The sequence below is a fragment of the Mesorhizobium sp. P3_A9 genome, from assembly GCF_056402975.1.
This window is the reverse complement of the sequence record NZ_JBFUGJ010000083.1, coordinates 1-19,923: the sequence shown is the minus strand read 5'-3', so window position 1 is coordinate 19,923 and position 19,923 is coordinate 1. Positions and strand designations below refer to the sequence as shown.

Genomic DNA, 19,923 nt, shown 5'->3' with positions numbered 1-19,923 from the left:
GTCAACAAGAGATAGAGCAGTTCACCGTTTGTGTGAAACGGAGAACTGCTGTGGTCTTAGACCATTCCGAGTGCGGCCATGTACAGATCGAGGATGGCGTCCTCTTCCTGGCGCTCGGCCTGGTCCTTCTTGCGCAGGCGGATGATGGTGCGGATCGCCTTGGTGTCGAAACCGGTGCCCTTGGCCTCGGCGAACACTTCCTTGATGTCGTCGGCGATTGTCTTCTTTTCTTCCTCGAGCCGTTCGATGCGCTCGATGAGGGCACGCAGCTGGCCGGCTGCAACAGTCTGGCTGGTCTCGGTGATATCGTCGGCCATGTTTTTCTCCAAAGATTCGTTCTATGCCGCGACTCGCGGAAGGCAGCGGCAAATTTGAGCCGGTTCGATGCCCGACCAGCGGCGGCGGGTCAAGCTGTTATCGAACAGCTAACCAAGGGCTGCCGACAGAAGCCGACAGCCTGCGCGTTCTCTGCGAGCACTTAAGCGAATGCGATCAGCAGATCCTTGGCATCGATCTGRTCGCCGGCCTTGACCAGCACCTCGGCGACGGTGCCGTCGCGCTCCGCATGCAGCGCCGTCTCCATCTTCATCGCTTCGATSGASAGCAGCACGTCACCGGCCTTSACCGCCTGRCCGGCGGCRACCGMRAGTGCSGAGACCACGCCCGGCATCGGCGCGCCGACATGCGCYTCRTTGCCRGGCTCGGCCTTGCGGCGCGCCTTGGCGGCGGAGGCGCCATGCGCCCGGTCTGGCACCTTCACACGCCGCGGCTGGCCGTTGAGCTCGAAGAACACGGTGACCATGCCCTTGTCGTCGACATCGCCGATCGCCAGACAGCGCACGACCAACGTCTTTCCCTTCTCGATATCGACGAAGATCTCGTCTTCGGACTTCATGCCGTAAAAATAGGTCGGCGTCGGCAGGACGCTGACCGGGCCGTAGGTCTCCTGCGCGCCGGCAAAATCGGTAAACACCTTCGGATACATCAGCCACGAGGCGAATTCGTATTCCGAGAGCTTGCGCTCCAGCTTCTCCTCGATCTCCTTGCGGCTGGCCTTGAGATCGGCCGGCTTCAGGAGCGAGCCGGGCCGCGCCGTGATCGGCTTGTCGCCCTTCAGCGCCTTCTTCTGCAGCGCCTCYGGCCACCCTCCCGGCGACTGACCGAGATCGCCGCGCAGCATCGAGACGACCGAGTCCGGGAAGGCGATGTCCCTGGCCGGATTCTCGACATCGGCGACGGTCAGGTCCTGGCTCACCATCATCAGCGCCATGTCGCCGACGACCTTGGACGACGGTGTCACCTTGACGATGTCGCCGAACATCAAATTGACGTCGTGATAGGTCTGTGCGACCTCGTGCCAGCGTGTCTCCAGCCCGAGCGAGCGCGCCTGYTCCTTSAGRTTGGTGAACTGTCCGCCSGGCATTTCGTGCARATAGACTTCCGARGCCGGMCCYTTGAGRTCGCTYTCGAAGGCGGCGTACTGGTTGCGCACCGCYTCCCARTAGAACGAGATTTTSCGGATCCATTGCGGGTCGAGGCCGGGGTCGCGCTCGGTGCCCTTCAGCGCCTCGACGATCGAGCCCAGGCAAGGCTGCGATGTGTTGCCGGAGAAGGCATCCATCGCCGCGTCGATGGCGTCGACCCCGCTCTCCACCGCCGCCAGCACGGTTGCCGCCGACAGGCCGGACGTGTCGTGGGTGTGGAAATGGATCGGCAGGTCGGTCGCCTCGCGCAGCGCCTTGAACAGCACGCGCGCCGCCGCCGGCTTCAACAGGCCGGCCATGTCCTTGACGGCGATAATATGGGCGCCGGCGGCCTGCAATTCGCTGGCCAGCCCGACATAATATTTCAGATCGTACTTGGCCCGCGCCGGATCGAGAATGTCGCCGGTGTAGCACATCGCGGCTTCGATCAGCTTGCCCTCGGCGCCAACCGCGTCCATGGCGACGCGCATGTTCTCGACCCAGTTCAGGCAGTCGAAAACCCGGAACAGATCGATGCCGCCGGCAGCCGCCTGCTTGACAAAATACTGCACGACATTGTCGGGATAGTTGGTGTAGCCAACGCCGTTGGCGCCGCGCAGCAGCATCTGCAGCAACAGATTGGGGGCTGCCTCACGCACCAGCGAAAGCCGCTCCCACGGATCCTCGGTGAGGAAGCGCATGGCGACGTCGAAGGTCGCGCCGCCCCAGCATTCGAGCGACAGAAGCTGCGGCAGGGCGCGCGCATAGGTGCCGGCAATGTTGGCAATGTCGTGCGTGCGCATGCGCGTGGCCAGCAGCGACTGGTGACCGTCGCGCATCGTCGTGTCGGTGACCAGCACTTGGCTTTGCTCGCGCATCCAGCCCGCGAATTTCTCCGGACCGAGCACGTCGAGCTTCTGCTTGCTGCCGCCGGGCACGTTGCCGTTGAGGTAGGGCACGACGGGAGCGGCCGCATCGGCCTTCGGCGTCGGCCGGCCGCGCGTCTCGGGATGACCGTTGACGCTGACGTCGGCCAGATAGTTGATGAGCTTGGTCGCGCGGTCCTGGCGTTTGACCTGCTGGAACAGCTCCGGCGTCGTGTCGATGAACTTGGTCGTATAGGAGTTGTCGGCAAAGCTCGGGTGGTTGATGATCGCTTCGAGGAAGGTGAGGTTGGTGGCAACGCCGCGGATGCGGAATTCGCGCAGCGCGCGGTTCATGCGGGCGATGGTCTCGGCCGGCGTCGGTGCCCACGCCGTCACCTTTTCCAGCAGCGGATCGTAGAAGCGGGTGATGACGGCGCCGGAATAGGCCGTGCCGCCATCCAGCCGGATGCCGAAGCCGGTGGCGCCGCGATAGGCGGTGATGCGGCCGTAATCCGGAATGAAATTGTGCTCGGGATCCTCGGTGGTGATGCGGCACTGCAAGGCATGGCCATTCAGCCTGATGTCCTTCTGTGCCGGCACGCCGGATTCAGGCGTGCCGATGGCGAAGCCGTCGAGGATGTGGATCTGCGCCTTGACGATGTCGATGCCGGTGACCTGCTCGGTGACGGTATGCTCGACCTGGATGCGCGGATTGACCTCGATGAAATAGAATTTTCCGCTGTCGGCATCCTGCAGGAACTCGACCGTGCCCGCGCCGATATAGCTGGTCTCACGCGCAAGCTTCAGCGCGTGGCCGCAAAGCTCCTCGCGTTGCGCCATTTCGAGATAGGGCGCCGGCGCCCGCTCGACGACCTTCTGGTTGCGGCGCTGGATCGAGCAGTCGCGCTCGAACAGGTGCACGACATTGCCATGGGTGTCGCCAAGCACCTGCACCTCGACATGGCGGGCGCGCTCGATCAGCTTTTCGAGATAGACTTCGTCCTTGCCGAAGGCGGCTTTCGCCTCGCGCTTGCCTTCCATGACTTCGCGGGCGAGATCGGCCTCGGCGCGTATGGCGCGCATGCCGCGCCCACCACCGCCCCACGACGCCTTCAGCATCACCGGATAGCCGACCTCCTTGGCCAGTTTCTTGACTGCCTCCATATCGTCCGGCAACGGATCTGTGGCGGGAATGACAGGCACGCCGACTTCGATGGCGAGGTTGCGCGCCGCGACCTTGTTGCCGAGACGGCGCATCGTATCCGGCTTCGGGCCGATGAAGGTGATGCCGGCTTGCGCGCAGGCTTCGGCGAATTCGGGGCTTTCCGACAGCAGTCCGTAGCCCGGGTGGATGGCATCGGCGCCCGAAAGCCTGGCGACGCGGATCACCTCCTCGATCGACAGATAACTCTCGATCGGCCCCATGTCCTTGCTGAGATGCGGACCGCGCCCGACCTGGTAGCTTTCGTCGGCCTTGAAGCGGTGCAACGAATATTTGTCTTCCTCGGCCCAGATCGCCACGGTTTTGAGGCCCAGCTCATTGGCCGCGCGAAAGACGCGGATGGCGATTTCTGACCGGTTGGCGACGAGGATCTTCGTGATGGCCAAGGACTGGGCTCCAGCAGCGGAAGGAACGGGAAATCGGTCCAATGATTAGCGTGAAAATGCTGCAGTGCAAACAAAATCAACGCTGATTTAAACCGATTTAAATCAATTATCCGGCCAACACTCGCACGCCTTGGCCCGAACGGGCGGAACAAGGGCGACAATTTCGATCCTGGATGCGATCTTGCCCGGCTGGAAGAGCCGGCAAGGATGGCAATCGGCCGCCGGACGCGCCAAAGAAAAATGCCCGGCGCGAGGCGCCGGGCATTTCATATTGATCGAAGTCGACGGGCTTACATCTTCTGGATGTAGGTGTACTTGCCGTCGGCGCCCTTCTTCCATTCGTAGATGACGTAGCCGGGCAGCGTCGGGTCGCCCTTGGCGTCATAGGACAGGTCGCCGAGCACGGTCTTGAACGGGCCGTTCGCATGCAGCGCCTTGGCAACTTCCTGCGGGTCGTTCGACTTGGCAGCAGTTGCTGCTTCCGCGATCGCCTGCACGGCAGCGTAGGCGTAGAGCGTATAGGCTTCCGGCTCGAAGCCCTGCGCGCGGAACTTCTCGACGAGTTCCTTGTTGGCAGGGATCAGGCGCGGATCCGGGCCGAACGTGTTGAGCGTGCCCGCAACCGCGTCGCCCGCGATCGAAGCCAGCTCGTTCGACACGATGCCGTCGCCGGAAACCAGCGTCGCCTTGAGGCCCTGGTCAGCCGCCTGGCGGATGATCAGGCCGGCTTCGGTGTGCAGACCGCCCCAATAGATGATGGTAACGCCGGCTTCCTTCATCTTGGCGATCAGCGCCGAGAAGTCCTTGTCGCCGACATTGATGCCTTCATACATGACTTCCGTCAGGCCCTTGGCATTCATCGCCTTCTTGGTTTCGTCGGCAAGGCCCTGACCGTAGGTGGTCTTGTCGTGAACGACAGCGATCTTGGCGTCCTTGAAGTTCGCGGCGAGATAAGCGCCGGCAATGCTACCCTGCTGGTCGTCGCGTCCGCAGGTGCGGAACACGTTCCACAGGCCGCGCTCGGTGAACTGCGGGTTGGTGGCAGCCGGCGTCACTTCGACGATGTTGTTTTCAGCGTAGACTTCCGATGCCGGGATCGAGACGCCCGAGTTGAAGTGACCGACCACGAACTTGACGCCGTCGCCGACGAACTTGTTGGCAACCGAGATGCCCTGCTTCGGATCGGAGACGTCGTCACCAACCTCGAGCTTGATCTGCTCGCCATTGATGCCGCCCTTGGCATTGATATCGGCGACAGCCGCTTCCGCACCCTTCTGAAGCTGTGCGCCGAAAGCTGCGTTCGGACCGGTGATCGGGCCGGCGACGCCGACCAAGACGTCAGCCCACGCGGCGCCGCCGAACGCGACAAGCGCGCCTACGGCGACAGCGGACAACAGTAATTTTCTCATGTAAAACGCTCCCATTAACGGAGTGGGCGTGGATGAAGCTTTCATGCGATGCCCACCCTTATCGCAGAAGGCATAGTTTGCCGATTTTCAGGCACTTGTCACGCCGATTCATCCCTGACGCGGCGTTAATGATGAACGTCAACCTTTGGGTTTCCAGCTCAAGACTGAAGCTCTTTCGTAGAGCCAGTTATACTGTGTGACCATCTGGTTTGTTCGTGTGTATTGATAGCCGACGAAGCCCAGTATCATCAGCACGATGGTGTCGACGATGTAGTAGTGCAGCGAGAACATCGTGCCGCCGAACAGCGCGTGATGAATGAACCGGATGCCGATGCCGAGACCCAGCATATAGGCGAACAGCTGCGGAAAGCTGCGCCAGGTCTGGGCGCTGGCCTTGCCCGTCATCCAGGCCGCCCAGCCGCCAAGCAGGCAGGTGACGAAGAAGAACTGCCAGATCGAGGGTTCCTCATAGAGAATGCCCTGCATGATGAAGTCTCCTTAGCATGATCCCGAAAAGTTGCAGACTTTTCGGACAGAGGTCATGCGACAAACAAACAACCTGGAGCGGAATACCCGTTCCACACATTCCGCTCCGAACTCAGTGGTGTCCGCCTTCGAGATAGGCGGCGCGCACTTCGGGATTGGCGAGCAGTTCCTTGCCGGTGCCGCTCATCGTCACATTGCCGTTGACCATGACATAGCCGCGCGTCGCGAGTTTCAACGCACCAAAGGCGTTCTGCTCGACCAGGAACACGGTCAGCCCCTGCGTGCGGTTCAACTCGCGGATGGCATCGAAGATCTGCTTGACGATCAGCGGCGCCAGACCCAGCGACGGCTCGTCGAGCAAAAGCAGCTTTGGCCGCGCCATCAGCGCGCGTCCGATCGACAGCATCTGCTGCTCGCCGCCAGAGAGCGTGCCGCCGCGCTGGGCGATGCGCTCCTTGAGACGCGGGAACAGCGTGAACACTTTCTCGACGTCCTCGTCATAGTGCTTGAGGTTGTCGAGGCTGGCGCCCATCTGCAGGTTTTCCATCACCGTCATGCGCGGGAAGATACGGCGACCTTCCGGCGACTGGGCAATGCGCATGCGGGCGATCTCGTGCGTCGGCATCTGGGTGATGTCGGTGCCGGCGAAGGTGATGCTTCCCGCGCGGGCGCGCGGTGCCCCGAAAATGGTCATCATCAGCGTCGACTTGCCGGCGCCGTTGGCGCCGATCAGCGCCACGATCTCACCCTCATTGACGGTGACGTCGACGCCGTTCAGCGCCCGGATGTTGCCGTAGTAGGTCTGTACGCCCTTGATATCGAGCAGCGTTGTCCCGGCCATTATTTGCCCCCTCCACGCTTGCCCGACACAGGTTTGCCCGACACAGGTTTGGTCGTGCTGGCGGTCTTTGCGGAAGCATGGCTGGTCGCCACCTTGCCGGCATCGACGCGGCGCGCGAATTCCGTGTCCTTGCCCTGGCCGAGCAGCTTGGCCTGCTTGACCCACTCTTCACGCGCGATGCGACCATCGAAGGCCAGGTAAGCTTCGGCAGCCTCGACATCGGCCTTTTTCCAGGCGCCGATCTGGTCGAAGTGGAAGATGCCGTGATCGTTGAGCTTCTTCTCGTTGACCGTACCGATGCCCTTGATGCGGGTCAGATTGTCGGCCTTGCCACCGCGGGGCGCCGCCAGCCTGTTGGAGATTCCCTCAGCCTTGCCCGCAGCAGACTTAGCCACTGGAACCTTAGCCACTGGAACCTTGGCCACTGGAGCCTTGGCTGCCGGTTTGGCCGGTGCAGGCGCCGCAGTCGACTTCACCGCCGTCCCGGTTGCCGCCTTTGACGCCGGTTTCGGAGCAGGCTTTGCTTTCGCTACAGGAGCGGGCTTTGCAGCCGATGCCGCCGTCAGCGCGGCCGCCTTGTTTGCCTCGGCGAGCGACTTGGCATCGACCTGTTCGGCGTTTGAAGCGCCCTTCGCAACGGTAACCCGCTCTCCCGAACTGTGACCGACCGTGTCTGTTACCGGCCCGGCGAGATACGATGACGATGTCCCAGGGCCATGCGCGGCATCAGGACCCGTATCGAGCTGCTCGATGACGTCCTCGTCGCCGACCTCGGTGAGGACCTGCTCGACCTCCTCGTCGTCGACGCCGAGATAGGCGGCGATGACGCGCGGATCGGTACGCACCGATTGCGGACTGCCGTCCGAGATCTTGCGGCCATATTCCAGCACCACGACATGGTCGGAGATCTGCATGACCACGGACATGTCATGTTCGATCAGCAGGATCGAGGTGCCTGATGTGTTCTTGATGTCGATCAGCAGTTCGTTGAGCGCCGCCGATTCCTTTGGATTGAGGCCGGCTGCCGGCTCGTCCAGGCACAGAAGCTCCGGGCCCGTGCACATGGCACGTGCGATCTCGAGACGCCGCTGCGCGCCATAGGGCAAGTCACCGGCCGGATCGTCGGCGCGGTCGACAAGATCGGCCTTCTCCAGCCAGTGCCTGGCCAGATCGATCGATTCGGCCGAGGCCTTGCGGTAGCCGCTGAAACCGAACAGGCCAAGGATCGTATAGCCCGACGCCTTCATCAGCTTGTTGTGCTGGGCAACCAAAAGGTTCTCCAGCAGTGTCATGCCCGAGAACAGGCGAATGTTCTGGAAGGTACGCGCCACCTTGGCGCGCGCCGGAATCTCGTGGTTGGGCAGCCGCTCGAGCAGGAAGCTCGACCCATCGGCCCGGTTGAGGGTGATCATGCCTTCAGACGGCTTGTAAAAGCCGGTGATGCAATTGAACACGGTGGTCTTGCCGGCGCCGTTGGGGCCGATCAGCGCCGTGATCTCGCCGCGCCTGGCAGCGAAGGACAGGTCGCCGATGGCGATCAGGCCGCCGAACTTCATCGACAGATGTTCGACCTGCAGGATGGCGTCGTTCATGCCCGGATTGCTCTTCTGGATCGGGTTCGCGTTCATCAGCCGTGACCCTCCTTGGTGAAGGAGCTGGAGACAGCCCTTCGCTCCTTGAGGAAGGCCGTCGGTTCACGACTGCCGACGAAGCCGCGCGGCTTCCACAGCATGACGATGACCATGGCCATGCCGAACAGCAGCATGCGGTAGAGTTCCGGGGTGAAGTCAGGCCCGAAGATCTGCTTGAGGAAGTCGAGCTCGCGCAGCGCCTCGGTGCCGCCGATCATCACCAGTGCCGCCACCGCGATGCCGACCAGCGAGCCCATGCCGCCGAGAACGACGATGGCCAGGATGATGGCCGATTCCAGGAAGACGAAGGATTCCGGGCTGACGAAGCCTTGCCGCGCGGCGAAGAACGAGCCGGCGAAGCCGCCGAACATGGCACCTGTGGCAAAGGCGGTCAGCTTGGTTGTCGTCGTGTTGATGCCGAGCGAGCGGCACGCGATCTCGTCCTCACGCAACGCTTCCCACGCGCGGCCGACCGGCAGACGGCGCAGCCTGATGGTGACGAAGGCGGTGAGCAGGCACAGGCCCAGGATCAGGTAGTAGAGGAAAATCTTGTAGTAGGCGCCTGACTGGGCGATGTGCAGAACCTTGGCGATGTAGTTGGGGTCCGACACGTTGAACGACATCAGGCCGAAGAAGCTGACCTTGGGAATGCCGGAAATGCCGGCCGATCCGTTGGTGACCTCGCGCCAGTTGATCAGCACCAGGCGGATGATCTCACCGAAAGCCAGCGTTACGATCGCCAGATAGTCGCCACGCAGGCGCAGCACCGGGAAGCCGAGCAGCACGCCCCACAGCGCCGCCATGGCGCCGGCTGCCGGCAACAGGATCCAGAACGACAGGCCGAAATGCGTGGCGAGAAGCGCATACGCATAGGCGCCAAGTGCATAGAAGGCGACGTAGCCGAGGTCGAGCAGGCCGGCGAGGCCGACGACGATGTTCAGGCCCCAGGCCAGCATCACATAGATCAGGATCTGGATGCCGAAATTATCGACCCATTTCAGCGAACCCTGCAGCCCGCCAGTGATCGACCAGGCGTTCAGCGACAGCACCGCGACCACGAGGATCGGGTACAGCACCAGCGCCGTGATGCCCAATTTGGTGAAGTTGGCATGGATGAAGGCGCGGAAGTAGTAGATCACGCAAGCCAGCACATAGATGATCGCCAGGGCGCGCAGGAATTGCAGATAGCCGGCCGGTTCTTCTCCCACCCACCCGGCGAGAGAGCTGTTCAACACGAACAGCAGCACCGCCGCGACAACAGCCGCGATGAACCACGGCAACTGGAAGAACCGTGACGCCACGCTGGCCGGCAACAGGCCGGTGGCGACATTGGTTATCTTCTGGCTGGCCATGAAGGGTTGGCCATAGGCGACATAGAGGAAGCGCCCGACGGCCGTGGCGATCACCACGGCGGCAAGCAGGCCCCAGCGCGTCGTCACGACCAGTTCATTGGAAATGTTCTGACCGGTTTTCAGGCCGATGAACAGCACGAACAGGCCAAGCGATATGGCGCCGGCATAGAGCGCTTCCTTGAACGCGCGCTGCACGGGGGTGGCGACGGTGTCGCTCTCCGGAGATACGGTGACGGCCATGATCTCAGACCTTTTCGACTTCTGGCCGGCCCAGAATGCCGGAAGGTAGGAAGATCAGCACGATGGCCAGGATCGAGAACGCCGCGACGTCCTTGTAGTCGATCGAGAAATAGGCCGACCACATGCTTTCGATGAAGCCGATCATCAGCCCGCCGAGCACCGCGCCCGGCAGCGAACCGATGCCGCCGAGCACCGCGGCGGTGAACGCTTTCACACCCGGCGTGAAGCCGTCGGAGAAGGCGATGACGCCGTAGTACATCAGGAACAGCGTGCCGGCGACGGCGGCAAGGGCAGCACCCATGATGAAGGTGATCGAGATGGTGCGGTCGACATCGATGCCGAGCAGCGCCGCCATCTTGCGATCCTGTTCACAGGCGCGCTGGGCGCGGCCAAGCGATGTCTTGTTGACCAAGTACCAGAACAGCGCCAGCAGCAGCGCGGTGACGACGACGATGATAATCTGCTTCAGCGACACGCTGATGCCGCCGATGTCGTAGACTTTCGACACCATTGGCGGGATCGGCTTGTTGCGCGGCCCTTGCGTCACCTGAACGAAGTTCGACAGCGCGATCGACATGCCGATGGCGGTGATCAGCGGCGCCAGCCGGAACGAGCCGCGCAGCGGCCGGTAGGCCACCTTCTCGATCGTCCAGTTGTAGAGGCTGGTCAGCAGCATCGCTACGATCATCATGACCAGGAGTGCTACGACCACGGGCACCGAATAGAACAGAGCGCCGAGGACGAGGAAGACGATCAGCGCCGTGAAGGCGCCCACCATGAAGATATCGCCATGGGCGAAGTTGATCATGCCGATGATGCCGTAGACCATCGTGTAGCCGATCGCGATCAGCCCATAGATCGATCCCAGCGTCAGCCCGTTGATAAGCTGCTGGACAAAGTACTGCATGTGTACATGGCTCCCCTGGAATGTCGCCCATGCAGACGCATTCCTTTTCGTATTTCCCCTAGTCGTAAAGTTTCGAGCCCGGATTGCAACGTCATTTTTCAATCGTCATGCGTGTTTTGTCGGCACGCCGTCCGATTGCCCGTTTTCTCCCATCCGACCCCTGGACTATCGCGGACCCTACCATTGGCATAACGCAATGTCTTTGACGATTCGGCCGTATCATGCGCCCCGTTTCGAAGAAATCGCCGTCAAAATTAGGTGATAAGAGGAATCGTTGCGTTCCTGACACGGTTCGTTTTTTCGCCACACTCCTTTCCGCAGGGTCAGGATTCTTCCTGCTTGACCACAAACCATGTCTGAGCGGGTCGCGGTCGTCGTCGACGATACCATTCAATGCGCTTGTACTTGTCCAGCTACCGATCGAGGAACGATTGCCTTGCGCCGGATCAGTACGCTGAGCCACCGTCCCCGCTCAGCGCATGCCGCTCCGTGCCATGAAGGGGAGGGTTGAAGACACTGACCAGGATCATGTCGCTTGCAGCGTCGGCACGCAGATAATGCTCGTCATGGTCGTCGAGCACATAGATCGTGCCGGGCTCGATGCGATGCACCGAACCGGACATGTCTTCCACCTCACCAGCACCGGCGATGCAGTAGCAAGCCTCGAAATGCCTGCGGTAGTGGAGGCGCGATTCGCTGCCGGCGCGCACGACGGTGTGGCAGACGGTGAACCCCATGCCATCCTGCTGTGTCAGCAGGCGGTGGCTGGTGCCATTGCCCCAATCCACGAAGAAGTCAGATTTTTCTACATCAGCCAATTGTCTGGTGAACATGCTTTGTTTCCCTGCGGGTCGTGGCCGCGCCAATAATGTCGATGGGGCCGGCGGAATGGATGCAGGAGTGGCGCAATGGGTGCGGACATTCAAATGATTGCTTCTCACCTCATGTGTTAGTAAATTTTACAGATGGACTATATCCCGTTGAATGCCATCCGCGCTTTCGAGGCCGCCGCCCGTCGCCTGAGCTTTTCGGCGGCCGCCGAGGAGCTTCACGTCACGCATCCGGCCATCAGCCACCAGATCAGGCGGCTGGAAGAGTGGTTGGGCGTGCCTCTGTTCCACCGGGACGCACGCAAGGTACGGCTGACGGATGCCGGCGTGATCCTGCAGGCGTCGGCGAGTGGCGCCCTTGCAGAGCTTGGCGCCACCTGCCGGCGTATCCGCCGCAATGCGGCATCGGCGACACTGTCCGTAGGTTGCATACCGTCCATCGCCAGCCGCTGGCTGGTTCCTCGCCTGCCGGACTTTACATCAAGCCATCCCGGTATCGGCATGCGGGTCGCCTATGCCAAGGCCGAGGACAGGCTCGGAGATGATGAGAATGATGTGCTGATCACGCTCGGAGCCGATCCGACGCCTGGCGTCACCAGCCTCAAACTGTTTTCACGCCTCAACCGGCCGGTGTGCAGCCCGCACTATCTGGCCGGCAAGGAGTTGCGTACCCCTTCGGCGATCGCCGGCGCGGACCTGTTGCATGACGAGAACCGGCAGGGCTGGAGTGAGTGGTTCTCCGAGGCCGGACTGGCCAATGTGGATGTCGGCAACGGACCCGTCTTCGCCGATTTCAATATCCTCGCAACAGCGGTCATTGCCGGCCATGGCGTGGCGCTTTGTCCGGTAGACGTCTTTCGTGACGAACTGAAGCGCGGCGACCTGGTGGTTCTGTCGGATGTCTCGACCAACCGCGACAAGAGCTATTTTCTGACGATGTCGGTGGATGCCTCATCAGCCGCGCTCACCTTCGCCGACTGGTTTCGCCGTGCGGTCTCGGTCGATGCCGATGATCAGTGGTCCGCCGATATCACTTGACGACGAAACCATGCGCGAACGGGTCACGGTCGTCGATGAAGATCGTGTTCAGTCCGGTCATGCGCGCCCAGCCGCCGATCGAGGGAATGATCGCCGGCTTGCCCGCGACGGTAACCTCTTTTTCGACCTTGCCCTTGAACAACGAACCGATGATCGATTCATGCACGAAGGCGTCGCCGGCCTTGAGCTTGCCCTTGGCATGGAGCTGCGCCATGCGCGCCGAGGTGCCGGTGCCGCATGGTGAGCGGTCGATCGCCTTGTCRCCATAGAAGACGGCGTTGCGGGCATCGGCCCCCTCAACGGTCGGCTTGCCGGTCCACAGCATATGCGAAAGCCGGTTGATGCCCGGGTTTTCCGGATGCACGAAAGTGTATTTCTCATTGAGCCTCTGGCGCACCACCGGGCTCCAGGCGATGAGGTCGCCGGCGGAGTAATCCGCCATGTCGCGATAATTCGCCTGCGGCTCGACGATGGCGTAGAAATTGCCGCCATAGGCGACGTCGACGGTGATCTCGCCGAGCCCGGGACATTCGACCGTCAGGCCTTCAGCATAGAGGAAGGACGGCACGTTGGTGATGCGCACCTCCTCGACATAGTCGCCGACCTGTTTGTACTCGGCGATGACCAGGCCGGCCGGCGTGTCGAGCCTCAGCACACCCGGCGTCTTCGGCTTGATCAGCCCGTGTTCTATGGCCATCGTCACCGTGCCGATGGTGCCGTGCCCGCACATCGGCAGGCAGCCCGAGGTTTCGATAAACAGGATGGCAATGTCGCAATCTTCGCGCGTCGGCGGATAGAGGATCGAACCCGACATCACGTCATGGCCGCGCGGCTCGAACATCAGGCCGGTGCGGATCCAGTCATATTCGGCGAGGAAATGCGCCCGCCGTTCCATCATCGTCGAGCCCTCAAGCAGCGGGCCGCCGCCAGCAACCAGCCGCACCGGATTGCCGCACGTGTGGCCGTCGATGCAGAAGAAGGATTTCTTGGCCATGTCGTTCCTCGAAAAATTCAAAACCGCGATGAACTCAAAAACGTTGTGGACTGAAAGGGGTCAGATCAACAGGCGGAGTCTGCCCCAGGATGATTTCCCGGATCAACCGCCCGGTTGCCGCCGCCTGGGTCAGGCCGAGATGGCCATGGCCGAAAGCATAGACCACCGGCCGGCTTCCCGACGCTTTGCCGATGACAGGAACCGAATCCGGCAGCGAAGGCCTGTACCCCATCCATTCGCGCCCGCCCGAGGGATTGAGGCCCGGCAGGAATTGCTGTGCCTTCTGCAGCAGCGCCTTCGACCTGGCATAATTGGGCGGCCGCTCGATGCCGCCGAGTTCGACAGCACCGCCGACGCGCAGGCCCGTCTCCAGCGGCGTGATGACGAAGCCATGCCCGGAAAAGATCAGCTGCCGCTTCACGTCGAAGGCGCTCTTGGGCAAGGTCGTGTTGTAGCCGCGCTCGGTTTCCAGCGGAATGCGGTCGCCAAGCTGCCGCGCCAAAAGGTGCGACCAGGCGCCGGCGGCGACGACGAGCTGCCGCGCATGCCTGGTCGTGCCATCGGCCAACGTCAGCGTCGCGCCATCCTGGTCCGCCGCGACGCGATCGATGCGAGCCATCTCGAAGCGGGCGCCCTTGGCCTCCGCGTAAGCCCACACCGCCTTGCCGAGCAGTTTTGGATCGGCGACCGTCTTCCAGCCCGGCACGAAGGTGCCCTTGACGAAACGCGGTGACAGTCCCGGTTGCAAGCCCGCCAAGTCCTCGCCCTCGACATGGCGAAAGCCGATGCCGAAACGCTCGCGCGCGGCCCAGCCGGACAGCCCAGCCTGAAACTCGGCCTCGCTCTCGTAGAGTTCGAGCGAGCCATCCTCGCGCAGCATCGGCCGCGTGCCGGAGCGATCGAGCAGACCCATCCATTCCGTTTCGGCGAGCTTCATCATGCCTGCCTGGGCGGCGAGGCTGGCCTCGTATTTCGCCGGCGCACCGGCACGCCAGAAGCGGATCAGCCAGGGCACGAGCTTCGGCAGGTAGGCCGGTGGAATGCTGAGCGGGCCGAGCGGATCGGCCAGCCATTTCGGCAGGTTCTTGATCATGCCCTTGTGCGCCAGCGGCAGCACGTCGGAGAAGGCGAAGGCGGCGGCATTGCCGGAACTCGTCTCCTCGCAGATGCCGGTGCGGTCGAAGACCGTCACATCCAGCCCTGCCTCGGCAAGGAAGGCCGCCGCGCAGATGCCGATGATGCCACCGCCGACAATGGCGATGTCCTCGCCTTCCCCCCGCGAACGGGGAGATGGTGCCCCAGTGGCGGAGCGTTGCTCCTGTTCCGGGGATTTGGAATTTCCTGGCACGTCGGTGCTGTCCCTTATTCGGCTGCCACCAGTCTGTCCGCCGATAGAGGAGACGCCTGGAGCGACGGCAGCTTCGGCCGCACCGCCAGCGCATCCCGGATGATCTTCTCCACCGCCTTGCGGCGCTCGCCCGACAGGGGCTGGCGCGGCATGCGCACGCGGTCATTGGTATCAATCGCCAGCACTTCGGCAAGCTTGATGTTTTGGACCAGATAGGTCGAGACATCGAGATCGAGCAGCGGCCGGAACCAGCGGTAGATGGCCAGCGCCTCCTCGCGGCGGCCCTGCTTCATCAGCTGGTAGATGGCCACGGTCTCGCGTGGGAAGGCGACGACCAGGCCGGCCACCCAGCCGATGGCGCCGACCGACAGCGCCTCGAAGGCGAGATTGTCGACGCCGGTGAAGAGGTCGTAGCGGTCGCCCAGCCGGTTGATGATCTCGGTCGAGCGCCTGATGTCGTCGGAGGATTCCTTGATGGCGACGAAGCGCTTGTCCGATGCCAGTTCCTCCATCTGGTCGACGGTGACGTCGACGCGATAGGCGAGCCGGTTGGAGTAGATCATGACCGGCAAATCGCCGGCCTCGGCGACCGCGCGAAGTGCGGCGACCGTCTCTTCCGCGTTGGTGTGGTAGATCGGGCTCGGCACCACCATCAGGCCATTGGCGCCTTCCCTGGCGGCGCGCTTGGCGATGCTGGCAGCCTCTCGGGTGCCCGCCTCGTTGACCGTCAGCAGCACCGGCTTCTTGCCGGCGACTTTCTGCGCGGTCTTCAGCACTTCTATCTTCTCGTCAGGCGACAGCATCGGCCCTTCGCCGAGCGAGCCGCAGACGATGATGCCGTCGCARCCGGCCTCCATCTGCAGSKYRAAGCAGCGCTCCATCTCGGCATGGTCGAGSCGRTCGTCSGSGGTGAATTTGGTCGTGACGGCGGGGAAAACTCCRGTCCACATGGTCATTGCTCCTTCTGATATATCAGTCGTATATCTGTTAAGAAACTACCTGTCAACGCAGATTCTGCTATGATATATTCAAAATATATCAGGAGCCCGCCGTTGATATCCACCGAAGCCATCAGAGCATCCGCCGAGCCGGCCGCGACCAGGGCGTACCACGTGCTCGAACATATGATCGTCACGTTGGAGTTGGCGCCGGCGAGCTTCGTCACCGAGGGTGCGTTGATCGAAAAGCTCGACCTCGGCCGCACGCCGGTGCGCGAGGCGATCCAGCGGCTGGCCTGGGAAGGGCTGCTCGACGTCAGGCCACGCGCCGGCATCGCGATCGCGCCACTGCATCCCGGCGACTGGCTGCGCGTGCTCGACGCCCGGCGCGGTGTCGAGGTGGTGCTTGCCCGTTCGGCAGCCCGCTTCGTCACCCGCGAGGCCGCCGACCTGTTTCACGAGGCGGCCCTTGCCATGCAGAAGGCGGTCATCTCGGGCAATGTGCTTGCCTTCATCCAGGCCGACAAGGCGCTCGACGAGGCCCTGGCGATGGCCGCGGACAACCCCTTCGCGGCGCGGCTGGCCGCCCCGTTGCAGACCCACAGCCGCCGCTTCTGGTTTCGCTATAAGGCCGACACGGGCCTGGCCGAATCAGCCGAGCACCACGTCGCGCTGATCCGCTCGATCCTCGACGGCGACGAGGAGGCGGCCGCCAAGGACGCCAAGCGGCTGATGGCACTGCTGCGCGGCCACGCCGAGGTGGCCGCGACGCGCTGAACGGCGATCAGATCCCTTGCGCCGCGGTGACGGCGGTACTCTCCCACCCGTCACCGGTCGCGAAAATGCAGCTTCGGCCCTGCACATCGGTCACCAGCATCGACCAGGTCCCACTTGCCGAAACATAGATTTCGACAATGGCAGCCTGGCCGACCAAACCGTAGCCGATCTGCTTCTGTTGAAAGGCTCGCGCCAGTCCCGCGACAAGGTCAGTATGGCCGCCGCAGATAAACTGCGCCTGCGCCGATAGCGTCGACATCGCCAGCGCGGTGCCGATCGCGGCTATCCTAATCCATCGAAACGAAAATTTGCGTGCCATTTGGCACCTCCTTCGCCTTCGCGTTCCGGCAAAGGGGAGGCACATGGGACAGCCTCAATATACCGAAACGCTCCAGGCCGGGTTCGACGTCTTCATCACGTCACTCCTTCTGGTTTCCGGTCTGTCGTCAGGGAATTCTATCGCATTCCCAGGATTCGATATGGTGAGGCTCCGATCCGAAAACAAGCACCTTTGCGAGCTTTGCGGCGCATTGCAGGCACGGTCGGCGTCAGACTTCCGCTGGTTCGCGAAGTGCTGCCCATTTCAGCAGGGCGTCGAGGGCCGGGCACAATGCCTGGCCCCAATCGGTCAGGCAGTATTCGACTTTCGGCGGCACCTGATGGTGCACGATGCGCCGCACGATGCCGTCGGCCTCCATCTGCCTGAGCTGCTGTATCAGCATCTTCTGCGAGATCGCCGGGATCGCCCGTTCGAGGTCGGAAAAGCGCAGCACCTTGCCGCCGAACAGGTGAAACAGGATCACCAGCTTCCAGCGCCCCTCGAGGAGGCGCAGCACATTCTCAACGCCGCTCGCCGCGGACAGTGGAGTGAGCATCTCGGGCTTACTTTCGGGCCAAACCTTACTTTCAGGTAAGTACCTTACTTTTTCGTCGGTTCTTGTCACTTCACCAGCATATCGCATTTTAGAAGCCGGACAAGCGCCGCGGGCCTCGACGAGCGTCGGCAACCGCATCGGAGAAAAGCCATGACCGTAGAACTACCCCAGCCGCTGGCGGACTATTTTGCCGCCAAGAACAGCCACGACATCGACAGTATGCTCGTCCCCTTCGCTTCGGACGCCAAGGTCCGGGACGAAGGCGAGACGCATCAGGGATCAGCCGCCATCCGCGACTGGATGGAGGCAACGACGCGCAAATACCGGGTGACCGTCGAGGTCGCCGACGCGACGGCCAATGGCGATGCATGGCGGGTCGCCGGCATCGTGTCGGGCAATTTCCCCGGCAGTCCGGCGACGCTCCACTACGTCTTCACGCTGGCCGACAACAGGATCACGCGGCTGGAGATCGGCGCATGACAGGATCCGGATGCCACGCAAAAAAGGGCGCGACAAAAGCCGCGCCCTCAATTTGTGAGATAAACTCAGACCTCAGTTCATCGTCGGGATGACGAACTCCGCACCGTCCTTGATGCCCGCCGCGCGCCCCGCAGCCGAAGGCGAGGACGCGCAAACGAAGAACCGTCCGGCTAGTTCATCGTCGGGATGACGAATTCCGCACCGTCCTTGATGCCGGACGGCCAGCGTGAGGTCACCGTCTTGGTCTTGGTGTAGAAGCGGAAGGCGTCCGGGCCGTGCTGGTTAAGGTCGCCGAAGGACGATGCTTTCCAGCCGCCGAAGGTGTAATAGGCGATCGGAACCGGGATCGGCACGTTGATGCCGACCATGCCGACCTGGACACGGCTTGCRAAGTCGCGAGCSGCATCGCCGTCACGGGTGAAGATGGCGACGCCATTGCCCATTTCGTGGTCGTTGGCGAGCTTGATCGCGCTCTCATAGGTCGGCGCACGCACCACCGAGAGCACCGGCCCAAAGATCTCTTCCTTGTAGATGCGCATGTCCGCCGTCACATTGTCGAACAGGCAGCCGCCCATGTAGTAGCCGTCCTCGTAGCCCTGCATGGAGAAGCCGCGGCCGTCGACGACGAGCTTGGCGCCTTCCTTGACGCCGGTATCGACGTAACCCTTGACGCGCTCCAGCGCCTGCGCCGTCACCAGCGGACCGAAATCGGCCGAGGAATCCGTCGACGGGCCGACCTTCAGGCTCTCGACGCGCGGGATCAGCTTTTCCATCAGCCGGTTGGCGGTGTCGTTGCCGACCGGGACAGCCACCGAGATCGCCATGCAGCGCTCGCCGGCCGAGCCGTAGCCGGCGCCGATCAGCGCGTCGACGGTCTGATCCATGTCGGCATCGGGCATGATGATCATGTGGTTCTTGGCGCCRCCGAAGCACTGCACGCGCTTGCCSGMCGCGGTGCCGCGCGAATAGATGTAMTGRGCGATCGGCGTCGAGCCGACRAARCCGATGGCCTTGATRTCGGGRTCGTCSAGGATSGCRTCGACCACATCCTTGTCGCCATTGACGACGTTGAGGATGCCKGCMGGCAGGCCGGCYTCGAKGAACAGTTCGGCGATGCGCATCGGCACGCCTGGGTCACGCTCCGAMGGCTTCAGGATGAAGGCRTTGCCGCARGCRATSGCCGGCGCGATCTTCCACAGCGGGATCATCGCCGGGAAATTGAACGGSGTGATGCCGGCGACCACGCCGAGCGGCTGGCGCATCGAATAGACGTCGATGCCGGGGCCGGCRCCATCGGTGAACTCGCCCTTCATCATATGCGGCGCGCCGATGCAGACTTCGACCACTTCRAGGCCGCGCTGGATGTCGCCCTTGGCGTCGGCGATGGTCTTGCCGTGTTCGCGCGCCAGGATATCGGCCAGTTCGTCATAGTCGCGGGCGACCAGTTCGAGGAATTTCATCAGCACGCGCACGCGGCGCTGCGGGTTGGTCGCGGCCCACTTCGGCTGCGCCGCCTTGGCGTTCTCGACGGCTGCGCGCAGTTCCGCCTGCGAAGCCAGCGCCACCGTGCCGCGCACGGAGCCGTCCATCGGCTGCATGACGTCCTGCTTGCGGCCGCTGGTGCCGGCGACATGCTTGCCGCCGATGAAATGACCGTATTCGATCATGATTTTCTCTCCCTTTGTTTGTGATGCTGCATTGTCTGCCTTTGGTCGGCAGATGGCAACGCGAGGGAGAACGCAACCGTTGTGCGTAAATTAGATATCGATTGACGGGCGAGCATCAATTCTCGCAAATAGGGGGTCTCAAGATATCTCCTGGGGATGCCCATGAACTGGGA

General features: G+C 62.6%; 18 protein-coding genes. 3 read left to right on the top strand and 15 right to left on the bottom strand.

The features are described 5' to 3' along the window. Nucleotides 1–56: 56 nt before the first annotated feature. From AC1DX0_RS14260 to AC1DX0_RS14220, 9 genes are all read right to left on the bottom strand, one after another. A complete protein-coding gene (locus AC1DX0_RS14260; protein WP_010912082.1) occupies nt 57–317 on the bottom strand; it encodes a DUF2312 domain-containing protein in 261 nt (86 codons plus the stop codon). A 161-nt stretch (nt 318–478) separates the two neighbouring features. Continuing rightward, on the bottom strand, nt 479–3,937 hold the full coding sequence (gene pyc / locus AC1DX0_RS14255; RefSeq protein WP_477355764.1) for a pyruvate carboxylase: 3,459 nt from the start codon (nt 3,935–3,937) through the stop codon (nt 479–481). A 290-nt stretch (nt 3,938–4,227) separates the two neighbouring features. Beyond that, a complete protein-coding gene (locus tag AC1DX0_RS14250; RefSeq protein WP_477221665.1) occupies nt 4,228–5,346 on the bottom strand; it encodes a branched-chain amino acid ABC transporter substrate-binding protein in 1,119 nt (372 codons plus the stop codon). A gap of 138 nt (nt 5,347–5,484) precedes the next feature. Beyond that, nucleotides 5,485–5,832 carry a DUF6867 family protein gene (locus AC1DX0_RS14245; protein ID WP_477221664.1) on the bottom strand — a complete coding sequence of 116 codons (348 nt, stop codon included), beginning with the start codon at nt 5,830–5,832 and terminating at the stop codon, nt 5,485–5,487. A 112-nt stretch (nt 5,833–5,944) separates the two neighbouring features. Next, the gene (locus tag AC1DX0_RS14240; RefSeq protein WP_172222696.1) at nt 5,945–6,673 is read right to left on the bottom strand and encodes an ABC transporter ATP-binding protein; all 729 of its coding nucleotides are present in this window, start codon (nt 6,671–6,673) and stop codon (nt 5,945–5,947) included. Beyond that, a complete protein-coding gene (locus AC1DX0_RS14235) occupies nt 6,673–8,301 on the bottom strand; it encodes an ATP-binding cassette domain-containing protein (RefSeq protein ID WP_477221663.1) in 1,629 nt (542 codons plus the stop codon). The genes AC1DX0_RS14240 and AC1DX0_RS14235 overlap by 1 nt, the downstream gene beginning before the upstream one ends. Then, a complete protein-coding gene (gene livM / locus AC1DX0_RS14230) occupies nt 8,301–9,896 on the bottom strand; it encodes a high-affinity branched-chain amino acid ABC transporter permease LivM (RefSeq protein WP_477221662.1) in 1,596 nt (531 codons plus the stop codon). Before livM ends, AC1DX0_RS14235 begins: the two co-directional genes overlap by 1 nt. Before the next feature lie 4 nt (nt 9,897–9,900). Beyond that, nucleotides 9,901–10,803, bottom strand: a complete 903-nt coding sequence (locus AC1DX0_RS14225) for a branched-chain amino acid ABC transporter permease (protein ID WP_172222691.1) — start codon at nt 10,801–10,803, stop codon at nt 9,901–9,903. Nucleotides 10,804–11,249: 446 nt separating this feature from the next. Further along, nucleotides 11,250–11,636, bottom strand: coding sequence for an ectoine synthase (locus AC1DX0_RS14220; protein ID WP_477221661.1), 387 nt, complete (start codon nt 11,634–11,636; stop codon nt 11,250–11,252). 132 nt (nt 11,637–11,768) lie between these two features. On the opposite strand from AC1DX0_RS14220, the gene AC1DX0_RS14215 reads away from it, so the two are divergent. After that, the gene (locus AC1DX0_RS14215; RefSeq protein ID WP_477221660.1) at nt 11,769–12,671 is read left to right on the top strand and encodes a LysR substrate-binding domain-containing protein; all 903 of its coding nucleotides are present in this window, start codon (nt 11,769–11,771) and stop codon (nt 12,669–12,671) included. On the opposite strand, the gene AC1DX0_RS14210 is transcribed toward AC1DX0_RS14215, so the two are convergent. Genes AC1DX0_RS14210 through AC1DX0_RS14200 form a run of 3 tightly spaced genes read right to left on the bottom strand, consistent with a single transcriptional unit; the run spans nt 12,664 to nt 15,963 of the window. Continuing rightward, nucleotides 12,664–13,665 (bottom strand): 4-hydroxyproline epimerase, encoded by a 1,002-nt coding sequence (locus tag AC1DX0_RS14210; protein WP_477221659.1) that lies wholly within the window; start codon nt 13,663–13,665, stop codon nt 12,664–12,666. The genes AC1DX0_RS14215 and AC1DX0_RS14210 overlap by 8 nt on opposite strands. A gap of 34 nt (nt 13,666–13,699) precedes the next feature. Then, entirely contained in the window at nt 13,700–15,013 is a 1,314-nt protein-coding gene (locus tag AC1DX0_RS14205; RefSeq protein ID WP_477221658.1) for an NAD(P)/FAD-dependent oxidoreductase, read from the bottom strand. 14 nt (nt 15,014–15,027) lie between these two features. After that, the gene (locus AC1DX0_RS14200) at nt 15,028–15,963 is read right to left on the bottom strand and encodes a dihydrodipicolinate synthase family protein (RefSeq protein ID WP_477355761.1); all 936 of its coding nucleotides are present in this window, start codon (nt 15,961–15,963) and stop codon (nt 15,028–15,030) included. A gap of 69 nt (nt 15,964–16,032) precedes the next feature. Between AC1DX0_RS14200 and AC1DX0_RS14195 the strand changes: the two genes are divergently transcribed. Then, complete coding sequence (locus AC1DX0_RS14195; RefSeq protein WP_477221656.1) at nt 16,033–16,728, top strand: GntR family transcriptional regulator; 696 nt, start codon at nt 16,033–16,035, stop codon at nt 16,726–16,728. 7 nt (nt 16,729–16,735) lie between these two features. Here the strand turns inward: AC1DX0_RS14195 and AC1DX0_RS14190 are convergent, their stop codons facing one another. Both AC1DX0_RS14190 and AC1DX0_RS14185 read right to left on the bottom strand, forming a co-directional pair. Further along, on the bottom strand, nt 16,736–17,047 hold the full coding sequence (locus tag AC1DX0_RS14190; RefSeq protein WP_477221655.1) for a hypothetical protein: 312 nt from the start codon (nt 17,045–17,047) through the stop codon (nt 16,736–16,738). A 229-nt stretch (nt 17,048–17,276) separates the two neighbouring features. Next, nucleotides 17,277–17,672, bottom strand: coding sequence for a winged helix-turn-helix transcriptional regulator (locus AC1DX0_RS14185; RefSeq protein WP_477221817.1), 396 nt, complete (start codon nt 17,670–17,672; stop codon nt 17,277–17,279). An 81-nt stretch (nt 17,673–17,753) separates the two neighbouring features. Between AC1DX0_RS14185 and AC1DX0_RS14180 the strand changes: the two genes are divergently transcribed. Further along, nucleotides 17,754–18,083, top strand: coding sequence for a nuclear transport factor 2 family protein (locus AC1DX0_RS14180; protein WP_477221654.1), 330 nt, complete (start codon nt 17,754–17,756; stop codon nt 18,081–18,083). Nucleotides 18,084–18,253: 170 nt separating this feature from the next. Here the strand turns inward: AC1DX0_RS14180 and AC1DX0_RS14175 are convergent, their stop codons facing one another. Beyond that, on the bottom strand, nt 18,254–19,750 hold the full coding sequence (locus AC1DX0_RS14175; RefSeq protein WP_477355758.1) for a CoA-acylating methylmalonate-semialdehyde dehydrogenase: 1,497 nt from the start codon (nt 19,748–19,750) through the stop codon (nt 18,254–18,256). Between the last annotated feature and the right edge of the window lie 173 nt (nt 19,751–19,923).

Coding starts and splice junctions, on each gene's coding strand:
- AC1DX0_RS14260 (WP_010912082.1), bottom strand. CDS start 317: ATGGCCGACGATATCACCGAGACCAGCCAGACTGTTGCAGCCGGCCAG.
- AC1DX0_RS14250 (WP_477221665.1), bottom strand. CDS start 5,346: ATGAGAAAATTACTGTTGTCCGCTGTCGCCGTAGGCGCGCTTGTCGCG.
- AC1DX0_RS14245 (WP_477221664.1), bottom strand. CDS start 5,832: ATGCAGGGCATTCTCTATGAGGAACCCTCGATCTGGCAGTTCTTCTTC.
- AC1DX0_RS14240 (WP_172222696.1), bottom strand. CDS start 6,673: ATGGCCGGGACAACGCTGCTCGATATCAAGGGCGTACAGACCTACTAC.
- AC1DX0_RS14235 (WP_477221663.1), bottom strand. CDS start 8,301: ATGAACGCGAACCCGATCCAGAAGAGCAATCCGGGCATGAACGACGCC.
- livM (WP_477221662.1), bottom strand. CDS start 9,896: ATGGCCGTCACCGTATCTCCGGAGAGCGACACCGTCGCCACCCCCGTG.
- AC1DX0_RS14225 (WP_172222691.1), bottom strand. CDS start 10,803: ATGCAGTACTTTGTCCAGCAGCTTATCAACGGGCTGACGCTGGGATCG.
- AC1DX0_RS14220 (WP_477221661.1), bottom strand. CDS start 11,636: ATGTTCACCAGACAATTGGCTGATGTAGAAAAATCTGACTTCTTCGTG.
- AC1DX0_RS14215 (WP_477221660.1), top strand. CDS start 11,769: ATGGACTATATCCCGTTGAATGCCATCCGCGCTTTCGAGGCCGCCGCC.
- AC1DX0_RS14195 (WP_477221656.1), top strand. CDS start 16,033: ATGATATATTCAAAATATATCAGGAGCCCGCCGTTGATATCCACCGAA.
- AC1DX0_RS14190 (WP_477221655.1), bottom strand. CDS start 17,047: ATGGCACGCAAATTTTCGTTTCGATGGATTAGGATAGCCGCGATCGGC.
- AC1DX0_RS14180 (WP_477221654.1), top strand. CDS start 17,754: ATGACCGTAGAACTACCCCAGCCGCTGGCGGACTATTTTGCCGCCAAG.